Source organism: Candidatus Poribacteria bacterium, assembly GCA_026702755.1.
Classification (GTDB): Bacteria; Poribacteria; WGA-4E; order WGA-4E; family WGA-3G; genus WGA-3G.
Genome location: JAPPBX010000062.1, coordinates 1 through 16,097 on the forward strand (window position 1 = coordinate 1; position 16,097 = coordinate 16,097).

General features: G+C 49.5%; 13 protein-coding genes. 4 read left to right on the top strand and 9 right to left on the bottom strand.

All coding sequences use genetic code 11. The annotated features are described in order from the left end of the window. Positions 1–71 precede the first annotated feature (71 nt). Together OXH39_11530 and OXH39_11535 are read left to right on the top strand one after the other, a co-directional pair. Positions 72–1,079 (top strand): hypothetical protein, encoded by a 1,008-nt coding sequence (locus OXH39_11530; protein ID MCY3551080.1) that lies wholly within the window; start codon positions 72–74, stop codon positions 1,077–1,079. Between the two features lie 86 nt (positions 1,080–1,165). Continuing rightward, on the top strand, positions 1,166–3,634 hold the full coding sequence (locus OXH39_11535; GenBank protein ID MCY3551081.1) for a tetratricopeptide repeat protein: 2,469 nt from the start codon (positions 1,166–1,168) through the stop codon (positions 3,632–3,634). A 186-nt stretch (positions 3,635–3,820) separates the two neighbouring features. On the opposite strand, the gene OXH39_11540 is transcribed toward OXH39_11535, so the two are convergent. Continuing rightward, positions 3,821–4,348 (bottom strand): hypothetical protein, encoded by a 528-nt coding sequence (locus OXH39_11540; protein ID MCY3551082.1) that lies wholly within the window; start codon positions 4,346–4,348, stop codon positions 3,821–3,823. Between the two features lie 634 nt (positions 4,349–4,982). Between OXH39_11540 and OXH39_11545 the strand changes: the two genes are divergently transcribed. Together OXH39_11545 and murB are read left to right on the top strand one after the other, a co-directional pair. Continuing rightward, positions 4,983–6,626, top strand: coding sequence for a tetratricopeptide repeat protein (locus OXH39_11545; GenBank protein ID MCY3551083.1), 1,644 nt, complete (start codon positions 4,983–4,985; stop codon positions 6,624–6,626). Between the two features lie 16 nt (positions 6,627–6,642). Further along, a complete protein-coding gene (murB, locus tag OXH39_11550) occupies positions 6,643–7,563 on the top strand; it encodes a UDP-N-acetylmuramate dehydrogenase (protein MCY3551084.1) in 921 nt (306 codons plus the stop codon). Here the strand turns inward: murB and OXH39_11555 are convergent. The 8 genes from OXH39_11555 to purH form a co-directional block, all read right to left on the bottom strand. Then, a complete protein-coding gene (locus tag OXH39_11555) occupies positions 7,550–8,743 on the bottom strand; it encodes a starvation-sensing protein RspA (GenBank protein MCY3551085.1) in 1,194 nt (397 codons plus the stop codon). The two genes, murB and OXH39_11555, sit on opposite strands and share 14 nt — an antisense overlap. 181 nt (positions 8,744–8,924) lie before the next feature. After that, entirely contained in the window at positions 8,925–11,057 is a 2,133-nt protein-coding gene (locus OXH39_11560) for a hydantoinase/oxoprolinase family protein (GenBank protein ID MCY3551086.1), read from the bottom strand. Positions 11,058–11,167: 110 nt separating this feature from the next. Then, the gene (locus tag OXH39_11565; protein MCY3551087.1) at positions 11,168–12,127 is read right to left on the bottom strand and encodes a phosphoglycerate dehydrogenase; all 960 of its coding nucleotides are present in this window, start codon (positions 12,125–12,127) and stop codon (positions 11,168–11,170) included. 17 nt (positions 12,128–12,144) lie between these two features. Further along, entirely contained in the window at positions 12,145–13,302 is a 1,158-nt protein-coding gene (locus OXH39_11570; protein MCY3551088.1) for an iron-containing alcohol dehydrogenase, read from the bottom strand. A 47-nt stretch (positions 13,303–13,349) separates the two neighbouring features. Further along, positions 13,350–13,598, bottom strand: coding sequence for a type II toxin-antitoxin system HicA family toxin (locus OXH39_11575; protein ID MCY3551089.1), 249 nt, complete (start codon positions 13,596–13,598; stop codon positions 13,350–13,352). Position 13,599: 1 nt separating this feature from the next. Next, complete coding sequence (locus tag OXH39_11580; protein ID MCY3551090.1) at positions 13,600–13,905, bottom strand: type II toxin-antitoxin system HicB family antitoxin; 306 nt, start codon at positions 13,903–13,905, stop codon at positions 13,600–13,602. 10 nt (positions 13,906–13,915) lie between these two features. Then, the gene (locus OXH39_11585; protein ID MCY3551091.1) at positions 13,916–14,161 is read right to left on the bottom strand and encodes a hypothetical protein; all 246 of its coding nucleotides are present in this window, start codon (positions 14,159–14,161) and stop codon (positions 13,916–13,918) included. 53 nt (positions 14,162–14,214) lie between these two features. After that, a complete protein-coding gene (purH, locus tag OXH39_11590; protein ID MCY3551092.1) occupies positions 14,215–15,825 on the bottom strand; it encodes a bifunctional phosphoribosylaminoimidazolecarboxamide formyltransferase/IMP cyclohydrolase in 1,611 nt (536 codons plus the stop codon). Positions 15,826–16,097: the final 272 nt, after the last annotated feature.

Consider the following 16,097-nt stretch of genomic DNA (forward strand, 5'->3'; position numbering starts at 1 on the left):
CACGCATCAAACTCAACAAATTATATCCAGCAATATAAATGTGACAGACTACTAGTGGTGGTGCCGCACTGATGAAGTCGCATAGACAGGTAATTAAGCGTGTTAAAGAACTTAGTCCGGAAGTTATTGTCACTCTTGATGATGTTGTCAGTGCTACCAAATCCCAATTCAAGACCCAGAAGATTGGCACACTTGGTGGCAAAGTCCAGCTTGAACCACTTACCTACAGACACGATGGGCTGATTTGTCAATTTTCCCGAGATTTTAGTGACGTAATACGGGAGCAACTTAACTGGCATTTTGTTCATCGCAAACGTGGTTTCCAGAGGATAAACTTTAATGACAATAGAACACATCAAGGAAAGTGGTATCGACTCTCTGGTTCCTGTTGGGAAAACGGGGACGAAATTATAATTCGGAAAACACTGCGTGATTTGCACACTGGTGAATTCCTAGCAAGCAGTGTGGTGAGTTTTTTAAATTCACAACTCCGCGAGCCAGTTGTCTGCCCACCTCCCAATTATGAGCGATTCCACGAGGATAAGAAAGCTTTCGAGCCTAAACATATTATTCTCCCCAATTCAAGTTCAAGCGAGCCAAAGATAACCAAACGCCTTATGCCACAACCTTCTCCCGTTGGTGGCTTAGAGGTTGATGTATGGACAGACAAAGGGCGAGATCCCGTATATTACATTAGAGGTGAAACGATGAAGGTCTTTGGACGTGTGAATCAACCTGCGTATCTCCGGTTGCTCTATATTCTTTCTGATAGGAAATACACACTTCTCCAAGATAACTACTATGTCGATTTGTCACAGGTCAACAGCGATGTAGAGATTGGTGAGTTTGTGTGTGCGCCACCGTTTGGCGCGGAAATTTTGGTTGTTGCGGCGCGGACAGAGAAGTTCCCTCCCATTCAGACCTATGAGGAGAATGGGTACCTCTACTTGGCAAATCAAGACCCCGAATCAGCTGCTCGGACCTTCCGAGGAGAGGATGAGACGGAGGATACACGAGGTATGAAGCGCAAAGATCAACATAACGAAGCGCAAGTTGTCGTGGTGACAATGGAGAAATGAAAAGTGGCGCATCTGTAGGGCGAGTTTTTGATTAAAAATGCTCGTCCTATTGCCTCCTATACGGCTTAACAGTAAGGAATCTCTTTGTGAAAACCAGAACTTTACAAATTTGTTTTGCTATTACTCTACTAGTTCTCGTTTCTATACTTTTTAATAACACGATAGCACAAGAATCTCGTCCGTCCCCTCATGCGGACTATTTCGACTACATCACACTCTTCTCTCAGGGAAGAATCACCCGTTTCACAGAGATGCCGATCCGGGTGTACATCTCGCCTGTTTTAAGGGAGAGCCCATATCTACCAGAAATCCGATACGCTATGCAAACATGGCAGACCTCCAGTGATGGCGATGTTCGTTTTGAAGAAACTGAGACTCCTCAGAACGCAGACATTCGTGTGAGTTGGGGCTACACCGGTCTCCTCACCGATTTTCAGGACACCAGACTCGGCAGTGCGGAACTCACGCGCCTCCAGAATAGCCAGCAGCATTCAGCAGTCAGCAATCAACACGGGATAGAAGACTCTCGCATGGCTGAAGGGAAGAATGGAAGGGTGGGTGCCTCCGTAACTTCTAACCAGGCAACCCTCCAACCAAACACCGACAGCCGCCAACCGACAGCCGCCAGTCAATTTACAGTCGAGGTAATCCTCATGTTAGAAGGCGATGCGACTATTGGTGAACTATCACAGGAAGAGATGCGCACCGTGTGTCTCCATGAATTCGGACACGCAATCGGGTTATGGGGTCATAGCCCACACCCAGGTGACATCAACTATCCGACAGCAACAGCACAATACCCATCGCCACGTGATATAACCACCTTACGGAAACTTTATAGGACACCGCTTGATACACCACAACACGACATCGCAATAAAAATGTTGAAAACCGAGATTGAAGAGAAACCCCACGCAGACGTTAAAAAACATCTCCGTTCACACTACCTCCTCGGAACCGTCTACTTCGATAAAGGGGATACAGCGTCAGCAATCGCAAGCTTCCAGACCTGTAGACAACTGGACCCCAAGTTTCAATCCGCAATAGAAAAACTGATCCAAGCCTATCACGAAACAGGGGAAACCCACGAGGCGATCGCTCTCCTTGAGAAACGGATAACCCTAAAACCGTCTCCAGCAGATTACAACACACTCGGCATCTTCTATTACGATAAAAAAGATGTTGAAAAGGCAATACAGGCGTTTGAAAAAGCGCTCCACATCGCCCCCTACCACAAAGCCGCACGACGAAATCTACATCAACTCCTCCGAGCAAAAGGATTTAGAGCGTTAGCATCAAAAGACTTTGAAACCGCTACCGCCACCTTTGAAAGGGTGCTGCAGATGGAGCCGCTCGATGCACCCACATATCAACTCATGGGCAATGGATATGCCCAAGTTGGGCAGTTTGAAAAGGCGATCAACTACTACCAGAAAGCAATCGACCTCAATCCTGTTGATGCGTTGACACAGCAAAACCTCGCACAATGCTATAATAACTACGGCGTAGCCTTACGAAATCGTGAGAAATGGGACGAGGCGATTGATGCCTATCGTAACGCTTTACGGTTGATGCCTACGCTTCACATCGCCCGAACAAACCTGAGTGATGCGTTCACCCGTAAGGCGAACGCACATAACGAAGCAGGCGAACTCGACGAAGCCGTGGAGGCGTATCTCGAACTACAGAAACTCCACCCGGACGAAATGCACATCCGTAATTTGCTTGGCGAGTTATATCTCAAAAAAGGCGACTATGCCAACGCACTGTCGGTATTTCAGCACGTTTACAACGTCAATCCAAATGCTGATCACGCGTTGCACAACCTGATCGCCGCGTATCACCACTATGCGCGAAGTCTCAGTGATACGGACGACTACACAACAGCGATCCAACTACTTGTGGAGGCACTTCGACTCGCGCCGACCGATCTGAACCTACGTTTAAGCCTTGCGAATGCCTATCAGGGTGTTGGAGACTATGAACGTGCCGCTGTCGAAGTGTCCCATATTTTGGCACAAGAACCGGAAAACCGACAGGCTAAGGAAGAACAGATTAACCTACAAATCCGACGCGGGAATGCGCTTATGCGGCAACGGCAATACGCCGCCGCGCTCGCTGAATTCGAGGCGATTCCTGAAGCCAAGCGAGATATTGAAATCTATAATACCATCGGTTATCTCTACCTCCTGGAAGGCAAACACGCGGAAGCCTTTGTTGGTTTTGAAACCGTTTTGCAGAAAGATCCAATTAACATGCCTGCCTTCAGGAATCTGCTGTCGTTAGAATCGCAGTTGATCCGTAGGCGCGGCAATAAAATGAGAGAGGAAACCCTCGTCAAGGTTCGATGTCTTCTCACTATCTCTTTGATGCATCGGAAACAACCGACCGCCGCTGTCGAAAAGTATCAACTCGCGCTGAAATCAAAATCCGAAGAGATGGATGCGCTTCTCATCGAAACCGGCAGACAACTCGCCAATCGGTTCCAGCAACACGGCGATACCGAAAACCGTGAACTGATCCTCGATTGGGTTGAAGAACGTAGAGGCAACTGACCACTGTGAAATATATTGCAAGTGCCCCTGATAAGGGGATTTAGGGGTTTCTTCTATAGTAAAAGTATTATTTGAACAATGCCCTTAAAAAGAAAAAGGGTCAGGCAAACATGCCCGACCCGGGGTCTCTATCCCTTACGGGGAAGGAGGAGTGTAACAAGACTCGCGATCTCTTCTGTCCGACGACTAATTACGACCACCGCCACCACCGCCACGACGGTTGCCTTCACCACGCCAGCGATTCGCACGTTGCTGTGATTCTTCCTGACGCTTTTTCGTCAATTCGTTGAGTTTAGTCATCTGCTCTTTCGTCAAAACCTCTTTGAGACTCGCTTGGAATTCTTTACCCACAGTTACGGCAAAACTCTGCATCTCTGCCATAGCCGTCCGCATATCACCGGATGCCCGTGCTTCTTCCATTTTTGCGGTAAATTTATCGCGAGCCGTTTGATAGACAGGGCGCGCTTTCAGGAGCGTCTCGTCGTCCACTTTTACAGCGAAGGTCAAGTCAATCCACGAATTATCAACGATAGACATGGGATTCATCATTCCCATCCCGCCTCTGTTGCCACTGCGCTGGCCGCCCTGACGATTACCACGTTCACCTTGTGCGTTCCGATCAGGACGTTGTGCCGATGTTGCATGTTCAAAGACAAAAACCCCTACGATTGCGATTACTGCGATTGCGCCGATTGCAAAAAATTTCTGCTTCATTTTTATTTCTCCTATAAAAATTTTGGTTGTGTGAACACCTCCACTGCTTTTTGGAAGACGTTCACAATTTGGTTCTGCCTCTTTAGTCAGGTCTGTTCAGAAAAGGTTCGTTTTTTCTTGTCTGAAGCGGGATTTACAGGATTTTAGGATTGGCAGGATTGAAAATGGGAAGATTGGATGGTGGGTAGCCACAAGAACCAAGGAAATCCGCAGAAATACCCAAGCAAAAGTAGCTGAGAATGTGCTCGCTGGTTTGGAGGAGAAGGGGATTATTGAAGACGACCACGTGCTTTGATGATTGTCTGAAGCGGGATTTACAGGATTCAAGGATTTTCAGGATCGGAAGAAGGGAAGATTGGAAAGATGAAAGGTAGAACCCTTCATCGTCTGAACTGTGATTTCTGTGATTTAATGATTTATAGGATTAGCAGGATGATGGAGTCTTCTTGCTTGGGTGTTTCCGTCGTCTGAATCGCGGATGACGCGGAGGACACGGATTTTAAGTCTTTTTCAAATCTTTTTCCTCCACAAAACCCTGGCTTTGAGGTATAATAGTAATATCATTTCCAAGAGTTTATATTGCCTTAAATGCACCGGGTATACCCCAAAATCGTAGACCCTTTTCAGAGAAATTATGAAAAAGCGGAGACGTAAACCACTGCAAAAGCACAGAAACAAGCCACTGCAACGGATTGCCTCAAGAGCGTTGCACGCTTCTGTTATGCTTTCACAGATAGAACAGACCGGACCCTCGACGGATAAATTCGTGAAGGGGAGTAAGATAGCAGCAGGGAGTGGATTCTTCGTCGCCCCGTATCTGATAGCGACGAATATCCACTGTGTTGTAGGGACAACTTGGGTTTTTGTAGAACCTGTCAGTCTGCCCAACACGTACCCGATTGAGAGCGTGGTTGCGTTTGATGACAAAATGGACCTGGTCATTCTGCGTGTCTCCGTTGAAGGCATGCCGATCCCGCTTGCCGACAGCGATACCGTCGAGATGGGTGAACAGATTTATGCAGTGCGCTGCGTCGGTGGCGGTATAGAAGAAAAAGGCGCGAGAGGTGCCGTCACGGAAGGCACGGTACACGGCATCCGGCAAACAGACGCACATTTGCGCTTAAAAACGTCTTTGTCTTCCGGTAACAGCGGCGGACCAGTGATAAACAAGGCTGGCGAGGTTATGGGGATCGCTGTTGCTGGCGGTAACCCCGTTGGCGGACGTACAGAAGAGCGTATTGTAGAATTCGCTTACGCGATTCCTTCAAACGCCATCAAGTCCTTGCTTGAAGAAGCGAGAACAGAGGAGGCTTTTGAAACGTGGCGAGAACGTCCCCGCATCCGTGCCTATGCTGAAGCATCTCAAGGATACCTGAAGCAAAACACAGGCGAATACAAAGCAGCGATAAAACACTACACGGATGCGCTGCAACACAACCCGGATCTAGCAGCGATCTATCACAATCGTGGGACTCTAAAAAATGTCCTCGGGCACCACAAAGAAGCCATCGCTGACTGGGATGCTGCCCTGAAATGCAACCCAGACCTTGCAGAAGCGTACTTCAATCGGGGTGCCGCGAAGAACGCCTTGGGAGACTTTGAAGGCGGCATCGTCGACTGTAGTACTGCTATTGATCTCCATCCGGATGCGACCCCTGCCTATTACAATCGCGCCTTAGCACGAATGGAACTGAAGCGGTACACGGAGGCGATTGCAGACTACGACAAAGCCCTCGAACTTCTACTGAGTAAGGCAGACGCTTACGGTGCCTACTATAATCGCGCACTCGGGAAGTACCTCTTGGGATTAGAGAAAGCGGCGCAGGGGGATGAAGCGGAAGCTGTCGAACTCTATCACGCGGCGATCCCTGACTATACACAAGCCATCAAGGTCGCCCCGAACCGTAACCTCGCCAGTAAAAACTATAACAACCGCGGCTACGCGAAGTATCTCATCGCCGAACATGAATCTGCAGACGGAAATATGGAGGAAGCCCGAATTCTCTATGAAGAAGCAATGATCGACAGCGAGGAAGCACTCAAGCGTGATCGGAGAAATGCATACGCCTATTGCACTCGCGCAGTTGTACTGATCGCCTTCGACGCATACGATGCAGCGATAGATGACTTTGATAGTGCTATTAAACTGGACCCGGGGTTCGCGCACGCCTACCACCAGCGCGGACTTGCAAAGCAGGCGATTGGACAGCAGCAAGAAGCAGAGGCAGATTTGCGGAAAGCGAAGCAGTTAGACCCAGATGTAGGAAAAATAAGTTAAAAAGAGGAAAGGTAAAATGGATTGGCAAGACGCACTGTCGGACATCATAATACATCCCAACTCACGACTCCGGTTTAAGGAACCCCTCGCAAAACACACCTATTTCGGTATCGGCGGTGAAGCGACCGCCTACATTGAAGTCAGTACCATAGATGAACTATCAGCATTGGCACATTTTCACCGGCAGTGGGACGTTCCGATTGCGATTATTGGACGCGGATCAAATCTACTCGTGAGCGATACCGGCTTCAAAGGCATCAGTGTTCGGTTAATCGGTGAGTTAGCGAAATCGGAAGTTGATGGGAATACTGTTTCAGTCGGTGCGGGGCTTTCACTGCCGCGTCTTTCAAAAACGATGTCGCGACAGGGCTTGAGCGGTGTGGAATTCGCGCTCGGTATCCCCGGCTCCGTCGGCGGTGCTTTGATTATGAACGCTGGCGCATGGGGAAGCAGTTTCGGAGATGTCGTCACAAACGTCACAGTTATGGACGACACCGGTGAACTCGTCAATTTGACCCACGCCGAGGCAGCGTTTGAATACCGACACAGCGGTTTGGACGCGTATTTCTGTGTTACCGGTGCAACGCTCGAACTTGAACCCGGAGATGCTGACGCAATCACGGAGCAGATGCAGGCGTTCTATAAGCAGAAAGTGGAAACACAACCCTTCGCTGAAGAAAACGCTGGGTGTATGTTCAAAAACCCACCCGGCGATTCCGCGGGACGTTTAATCGACATCAGCGGGTTGAAAGGCTACCGCATCGGTGGTGCGGAGGTCTCCACGGTGCACGGAAATTTTATTCTCAATATCGACAATGCAACAGCAACAGATGTGTTGGACTTAGTCGCGCATATCCAACAACAGGTACGCGAAAAGACCGGCATCTCGCTCCAGACAGAGGTCAAACGACTGGGGTTTGACGCTAAGGTCGAATAACCGTTCCATCCATCCGACGCACGGGTGCCCAACTGCCGTTGAGTGGGTCTTCCGGGAATGGGAATCGTGCGGCGAGTTCCTCGTTTAAATCAATACCGAGTCCCGGTGCCTCATTTACCCAAAAACAACCATCTCGAATTTCAGGACACCCCGGAAAGACCTCTTTGGTATTCTCACCGAAGACGTGCTGCTCCTGAATACCGAAGTTATAGCACGCCAAATCCAATGCGACATTGGCGGCATGCCCGACCGGAGAAACATCACCTGGGCCGTGCCATGCGGTTCGTACGCCGAAAAATTCACAGAACGCAGCGAGTTTACGTGCCGGACTGATACCACCTATCTGTGAGATATGCACCCGGATGAAATCAATAAGCCGATCCTTGATAAGGTGAACGTATTCATTCGGATTATTGAACAATTCACCCATTGCAATCGGGATACTCGTCTGCTGACGCATCAGTTGAAAATAGTCAACATCCTCTGGAGCAAACGGGTCTTCAAGGAAAAAGAGGTTATACGGCTCCAATCCTTTCGCAAGATTAATTGCTTGGATAGGTGGGATCCGTTCATGCACATCGTGGAGGAGTTCCACCTCGTCGCCGAGGTGTGTCCGCAAATGATCGAAGAGTTTAATGATGGTATTGACATAAGGGGTCGGTTCAAAGGCAGGCGAACTCCGCTTTCCTCCGCCTGCACCGTAAGTTGAATAGCCGGGTATTGCCACCTGCGCCCGGACATAGCGATAGCCTTGTTCCGTATAACGCCGGATGCTCTCTTCTACCTCTTCAAAAGTGCCGCCCCCTGCATGCGCATAAAGCGTTGCAGCCTCACGACATTTACCACCGAGCAGTTGATAAACAGGCATGTTAGCACGCTTGCCCATGATGTCCCACAAGGCGATGTCCACACCGCTGAGAGCGTTGTTCAGCACCGGTCCATTTCGCCAATAGGAACTGACAAAACTGGTCTGGAAGATGTCCTCTATGTTCGTCGGATCTTTCCCGATGAGAAAGGGTTTGAGATACTCATCGACTGCTGTCGCCACGGCAAGTGGACGCTGTGTAAACGTCGCACAACCGATGCCGTATAAGCCGGGTTCACTCGTTTCAATTTTAACAACGACGAGCCGGGTGCCATTCGGTGCTGTCAGAATCGTTTTTACATCTGTAATCTTCATATTTCTAATTTTCCTTTAAGGCTATCGGCTATCAGCTATCGGCAAGAGTGCCTCTTTGCTGACTGCTGACTGCCAATTTTCGCGATATTGTCGGAAGCATGCCATCACCATGATCGTGATCGTGTGACTTCCAAGGAAGTATATCAGAGCCGATGGAAAGTGTCAAGAGATGCACCAATCACTATCTTTTGGTCAAAATTAGATTCTGATACGCATCAACAACAGCAGAAAAATCTGGAGGGACCACAGTCGTCGCGCTAAATTCCGTTACAATCGCAGGACCTACAATTCGGTTGCCGGGACGCAATGCCTCGCGGCGATAGAAACCGGTTGGGAGCACTTCACCCTCAAATATAACAGGGTTCTGAACGGTAAACGCCTCAGAAGCATCGGCATCTGCAAGAGGCAAGGATTGGATTAGAGGTTTGTCTGTCTCCCCGATAGCCGTGAGTCTGAGGTTTACCACTTCCACCGGAGCACCAGTTCGAGCATAGCCAAACCGCTGAACATGTGCAGCGTGAAATTCTTCGACAAGTGCCTCTATCTCGTTTGGACGCGCGTGTTTCTCGGTAAAACAGGGGATATTTAACTCATAAGATTGCCCTTCATATCGCATATCAAGAGAGCGATTGACTTTAAGTTGATGGGGGGCGAAGCCTTCCGTTTCCATCTCACCTTCTGCGCGGGCTAAGAGCGCGTTAAAACCGGTATTCAACGCTTCAACCAGACTGCTGCCGTCCTCGCTATTCTCTTCAAACCGCCATAGCACCGTCTGTGAATAATCCTTAACGACATCAGCGAAAAGCATCCCATAAGCAGAGAGTAAACCGCCGTTCGGTGGGATCAGGATTGTCCCAATGCCGAGGTTCTCCGCCATAAATGCGGCATGCAAACCACCAGCACCCCCAAAGGAAACGAGTGTGAAATCGCGCGTATCAAATCCGCGCTCTACAGAGATAACCTTGATCGCGCGTTCCATCGCTGCATTGGCAACTTTGAGAATACCGTCTGCAGCTTGCAGTGGTGGGATACCGAGACGCGCTGCGAACCTTTCAATGTACAGGCGCGGCTTATCGGTGTCAAGGGACATCGCACCGCCCAAAAACTGCGTTGCCGCGATACGTCCCAAGTAGAGGTTCGCGTCGGTTACCGTGATGTCTTCGCCAATATTCCCATAGCAGATTGGACCTGGATCTGCTCCTGCACTCTCCGGTCCCACGCGTAACGCCCCGCCGGTATCCACAGTCGCGATGGAGCCACCGCCTGCACCGACGGTGTGGATATCAATGAGTGGTACCTTGATCGGAAGTCCACTAATCGTGCTTTCCGTCGTCAGTGATATGCCGTCATGACAGAGACTCACATCCGTTGAAGTGCCACCCATATCAAATGTAATGATTTGGTCGTAACCGGCAGTTTTGGCAATCTGATACGCACCAAGAACACCTCCAGCGGGACCGGAGAGAACAGTGCGGATACCAGCAGCCTCGCCTCTATATAGCAAGTTTTCAGCTTGCAAACTACGCTGAAAAATTCTTGCAGAAACGCTGCCACCGTTGGAAAGCATCAGACGGAATGATTTCGGGAATTGTTCTGATTCTATCAGCGTAGAGAGATGCCGTTCCAAAGTGGGACGGATGTACGCATTCGCAACAGTGGTACTGAAACGCGCATATTCTCGGTATTCAGGTAGGACTTCGTGTGAACACGAAATCGGTATCCCAAATTGTGTGAGGTGTTTCGCAACGATCTGTTCGTTTTGTGGGTTGACATAAGCAAAGAGGAAACAGATCGCGATGGCATCAAGTTCCAATGCGGAGAGTTTGGACGCGAGCGCGTCCAAATCAGTGGGTTCAATCTCGGTTTGGATTTCGCCGGTGTGCAGTGTTCGTTCCGATATACCGAAACGTCTGTCGGCAGGAACGAGCGGTGCTGGACGTTCCACGAAGAAATCGTAGAGATTTGGGCGTGCCTGTCTGCCTATCTCCAAGATGTCCTCAAAACCTTTCGTCGTGACGAGGGCAATACGCGCGCCTCTCCGCTCCAATAGCGCGTTTGTCGCTACCGTAGAGCCGTGGACAATCTCCAATCCTTCAGCATCGGTATCGTGCAGGCGTAAGATTTCATCTACGCCTTGTATCACTGCGTATGCAGGGTTTTGGGGAGTCGAAAGGACTTTGTGCGTAAACAGGTCCCCATCAACACGCATCACGATGTCTGTGAAAGTGCCACCCGTATCAACACCTATATTTTTTAGGGGCGAGGTTACCTCGCCCCTATTTTCGGTTAAAAAGACTGCGTGGTGGTTATGCATTGATTTTCTATGGCTATTGACTATCAACTATCGGCTATCGGCAAAGAAAAGTGGTTTCTGATCCAGCACCCTCTTTGCTGACTGCCGACAGCCATTCTTGCTGATGGCTGTTAGACAACCACATTTTGCGGCATCCCTTCCAGAAAGGCGATGATATTGTCCACGGCACCTTCGTTAAGGAGTTCAACACCTTCCGGTGTCATGTCGGCACAATGCGGTGTCAGAATCACCTGCTCGCACTCCAAAAGCGGATGGTTCGCGGGGAGTGGCTCTTCGTCATAGACATCAATCGCAGCACCACCGAGATGCCCACTGTTCAAAGCAGAGATCAATGCCTCTGTATCAATCACACCGCCGCGTGCGACGTTGATTAAAAGTGCTCCGCGTTTCATCAAACTGAGCTCAGGTGCAGCGATGAGGTGGTGACTCTCCTCTGTTAGTCTAACATGCAAACTGACGACATCGGAAGTCTGGAGCAGTTCATCAAGAGAAACAAATCGAACTCCCAACGCCTCTGCGCGTGCTTCTGAAGGGTTATACGTCCAGGCGATCACATCCATCCCGATGGTGCGTCCGAGGCGTGCCATCTCCGCACCGATATGCCCAGTGCCAATAATCCCCAAGGTTTTCCCTTGAAGGTAAACGTTATCCATACGGGGCCATCCGCCTGCCTTCATAGACGCAGTAAGGAACGCTGCCCGTTTGGCAAGTGCAAACATCAGTCCAAACCCGTGTTCTGCTACAACTGGAGCGGTACGTCCGGGTTGATTACAAACGGTAATTCCCTGCTGCTTTGCCTCGTCAAGGGCAATCATATCAGTACCGATAGAGCAGAGCGAGATTAACTTAAGTTTTGGAAGTTGACGTAAGATTTCCGCGGGCCATTTGACGATTCCGCGTGAATTGATGAGGATATCCGCATCTTCGGCACGGAGAATTTTCTCTTCAGGAGTTTCGGGTCGGTCAGTGTAGAGAACAACATCGCCATAAGGTTTCAGGCGTTCCAGATGCGGTGAGCCTTGAATTTGCGGTGGTAAATCACCGGGTACAACAATCTTGAGTCCGTTCACAATTTATTCCTTTGTAATTAAAAACACTGACGGTAGAGGGCAACTATATCTTCAACCGTAGCCTGCCGCGGGTTATTCGCCGGACTTCCGCTCGCAATAGCATCCGCTGCCATCTGTTCGATAACCTCTTCAAATTTTTCCATATCAATACCGATTTCGCCGAGCCGCGGCATCTGAATATCGGTGACGAGTCGTTCCACAGCGGCAATCGCTGCGTCCGCTTGCGCCATTGCGGACAATCCATCAATCGGTTCACCCATCGCCCATGCAATATCAGCGAAACGCGCGGGCGCACCGACAACGCTAAATTCCATCACATCGCGTAACAGCACCGAGTTCGAGAGTCCATGGTGAATGTGGAAATAGGCACCGATTGGACGGGACATCCCGTGGACTAAAGCGACAGACGAATTGCTGAACGCCATACCTGCGATGGACGCACCGATCATCATATCCGTGCGGGCAGGGATGTTTTCGCCATCCGCCCATGCCTGCCGAAGTGAACCCGAAATCATCTCAATTGCCTTCAACGCGAGCGCGTCGGTTATCGGTTGGGCGCGCTTGGAGATGTACGCCTCTATGGCGTGCGTCAACGCATCAACACCGACCGCTGCAGTTAAATGTGGCGGTGTTGTGAGGGACAACAATGGGTCCACGAGTGCGACATGCGCCAGCAGACAAGCACTACTGAGCATCATCTTGACATTTCGTTCAGTATCGGTAATGACAGTAACCTTGGAGACCTCGCTGCCTGTCCCGCCTGTCGTTGGGATCGCAATCAAGGGTGCACCCGGATTCGGTATTTTATCCACACCCATGTAATCAGCGAAATCCCCATCGTTCGTCAATTTCATGGCGATGCCTTTTCCGCAGTCAATTGCGCTGCCACCACCGATGCTAACAATGACATCACAGGCTTCATCACTGTATTGCTTCAAGCCGTCTTGCACGTTCTGTAAAGTTGGATCGGGTGTTACATCGGAGAAGCAAGTGCTACTGATTCCAGTACTTTGTAAATTTTGCGCAATCTTATCGGCGTATCCGATTTTAGCGATTCCCGGATCGGTTACGATGAGTGCATTTGTTGCACCGAGTTGCTTCGCCTGTTCGCCGACGTTTTCAGACGCGCCTGCGCCTGTAATTATCGTCGGTGGGAGTGTTAGTGTTGTAGGCAATTTTCAATTTCCTATGATGACTTATTATTCAGTTAGCGTAGAATAGGTTAAAGCAGCCCAAGACGTTCAAGGTCCGTCTCCGTCCACTCTGCTTGCTCCTCAATGATAGCTTTGAGCGTACCAACGGCAAAAGTTTGACCCATATTGTGGAGATGGATGGTTATTCTTCGCCCATCCGGATGTTTAAATAGACGGAGACCTCCTTTGCTTCTTTCTTCATAAAACCCGTCTTTTTTCAAAGCACGTATCAATTTTCGTGCTCTGAGTGAGCGTAAACGACTGTAATTGATCGCCATATTAGATTGTTACAGCAATTAAAGGCACATCGCTGACCCGAATGTGTGAGCAGGATTTAGAAGTAATTTCTTTTTCATGCTGGACTATTGACTCTAAAAGATGCTCCTCGCCATGTTCTAAAAGCGATTCAATAAGTAAATCAACAGCGTCTTTCAAATTCTTTAAAGCCTCTTTTTGCGTATATCCCCAACTTGAAGCACCTTGATGCACCAGTGTGGGAATATATGCCCGCCAAACAGGGTCCTTAATTCGCTCATCAAGCCACTCGTCCTCTTCTATGACAACCTCAAATGTATACGTTTTCACCTGTTCCTCCTTAGTTATTACCCGCACCGTTCAAAAATTCCTCAATATTCTTCCCGATAGTTGGCGGTGAAAGTGCTTCATTGTCGCGATGCAAAATTTCTATCCACTCGTCAACGATATCACATAACTGCCGATATACTTCGACTTCATCAGGACCATGGGCGCATGGACCGATAATTCCGGGACAATATCCGATAAAATATTGATCTTCATCCGACCACTCAACGATCTTGACGTACTGCGCGCTTTCAGTCATCTTTGAAATTCCGATAGTTTCCTTTTCCACCTATTCCGATTGCATCAGCGTTACTAATGCCGGAAATGTCGGACACCTGTCAGCACCATTGCAATACCGTAAGCGTCCGCGGTTTCAATCACAGGTGCGTCGTTGACGGAACCGCCCGGCTGAATAATCGCCGTGATGCCCGCCTCACCCGCAATCTCAACGCCATCCGGAAATGGGAAATAGGCATCCGAGGCTAACACAGCACCTTTCGCTCTCCCGCCCGCTTTCCGAATAGCGATAATAGCAGCATCCACTCGGCTCATCTGTCCTGCCCCGATACCGACACTTTGTGTACCTTGTGCTAACAGAATGCAGTTAGACTTGACGTGTTTACACGCCCTCCACGCGAAAAGTAGGGATTCTATATCCGCTTCCGTTGGTGCGCGGGAGGTCGCTACCTCTAAATCATCAGCACGCAAGTCGTGAACATCCGAGTCTTGAACCAGCACCCCGCCGGTAACATTACGAACCTGCAAGACAGGTTCCGCCCCCGAAAGCGATCCAGCTTCAAGAATAGGTCTGCGCTTGACACGAGACAAAGCACGCAGTGCCTTTTCGGTATAACTCGGTGCGATAATTGCATCAATCTTCACGCCTGCGTTCGCGGCTTCGCGGATTATGTTCGCGGTCTGGATTGTCACCTTACGATTTAAACCCACAATCGAACCGAAAGCAGAGGTCCGGTCACATTCCAATGCGTTTGTGAAGGCATCTTGTAGGGTGCCAGCTGTCGCGAGTCCACACGGGTTGTTATGCTTTATGATGGCACACGTGGGGTTCTCAAAGTCTTTGACGATCTCTAAGGCGGCTTCTAAATCAAGAAGGTTATTGAAGGAGAGAGGTTGTCCACTCAATTGTTTCGCCCACGCTGCGGATGCGCCAGGGGTGGTTTCAGTTTTATAGAAAGCGGCGCGCTGATGCGGATTTTCACCGTAGCGGAGTGTGCGTTCCTTCTTGAACCGGAGCGTTAGGTCATTGGTGAATTCGTCCGGTTCGGAGTCCTCTGATCTATCAACCCCCCTAATCCCCCTTATCAGGGGGGAATCATTATTGATGAGATAGGCGGCAATTGCGGTGTCATACTGTGCGGTGTGCGCAAACGCTGTTTTTGCCAATTCAAATCGTCTCTCCTCGGAAAGGCAACCGTCATTCGCATCAAGGTCAGCGATAACTTGTGGATATTGACTCGCAGCTGTGAGGACGGCGACATGTCGATAATTTTTCGCTGCAGCACGAATCATCGTTGGACCACCGATGTCAATGTTTTCAATCGCTTCGGGGAGTGTCACGTCCGGTTTAGCGACGGTTGCCTCAAACGGATATAGATTGCATATTACCATATCAATCGGGGTGATGCCGTGTGCTTCCGTTTGGGCACTGTGTTCCGCATTATCCCGTTCAGCGAGGAGTCCTCCATGAATCTTGGGATGAAGCGTTTTGACTCTACCATCCAACATTTCAGGAAAGCCGGTATAATCGGAAACATCAAGGATGTCGATCCCTGCGTCTCGGAGGTGTCGGGCAGTCCCACCGGTGGAGAGAATTTCTACACCACGTTGGGCAAGTGCAGTTGCTATTTCCAAAAGATTGGTTTTGTCGTAGACGCTGATCAAAGCGCGTTCTATCTTTTTCATACTTCCTCATACTTTTCTGACGACGGGCGGGAATGGTTATACTTAATAGACCTTGCTCCGGTGTCCAACTTGATGAATGGTAATTTCTCTAACACGTTTATCAAAAGAATAAAGGACGCGGTAGTCGTTCATTTTCAAAGTAAACTTCCCTTTGTGTTTACCCTTCAGTGCCTTGTGCCGATGTTCATCGCAGTTCTCACAAAGCCAATTCAATTTACTGCGTATCCCCCGGGCTATTGTAGTATCCAAACGCCGTAAATCCGATTGCGCGC

Coding starts and splice junctions, on each gene's coding strand:
- OXH39_11530 (MCY3551080.1), top strand. CDS start 72: ATGAAGTCGCATAGACAGGTAATTAAGCGTGTTAAAGAACTTAGTCCG.
- OXH39_11540 (MCY3551082.1), bottom strand. CDS start 4,348: ATGAAGCAGAAATTTTTTGCAATCGGCGCAATCGCAGTAATCGCAATC.
- murB (MCY3551084.1), top strand. CDS start 6,643: ATGGATTGGCAAGACGCACTGTCGGACATCATAATACATCCCAACTCA.
- OXH39_11575 (MCY3551089.1), bottom strand. CDS start 13,598: ATGGCGATCAATTACAGTCGTTTACGCTCACTCAGAGCACGAAAATTG.
- OXH39_11585 (MCY3551091.1), bottom strand. CDS start 14,161: ATGACTGAAAGCGCGCAGTACGTCAAGATCGTTGAGTGGTCGGATGAA.
- OXH39_11560 (MCY3551086.1), bottom strand. CDS start 11,057: ATGCATAACCACCACGCAGTCTTTTTAACCGAAAATAGGGGCGAGGTA.
- OXH39_11555 (MCY3551085.1), bottom strand. CDS start 8,743: ATGAAGATTACAGATGTAAAAACGATTCTGACAGCACCGAATGGCACC.
- purH (MCY3551092.1), bottom strand. CDS start 15,825: ATGAAAAAGATAGAACGCGCTTTGATCAGCGTCTACGACAAAACCAAT.
- OXH39_11545 (MCY3551083.1), top strand. CDS start 4,983: ATGAAAAAGCGGAGACGTAAACCACTGCAAAAGCACAGAAACAAGCCA.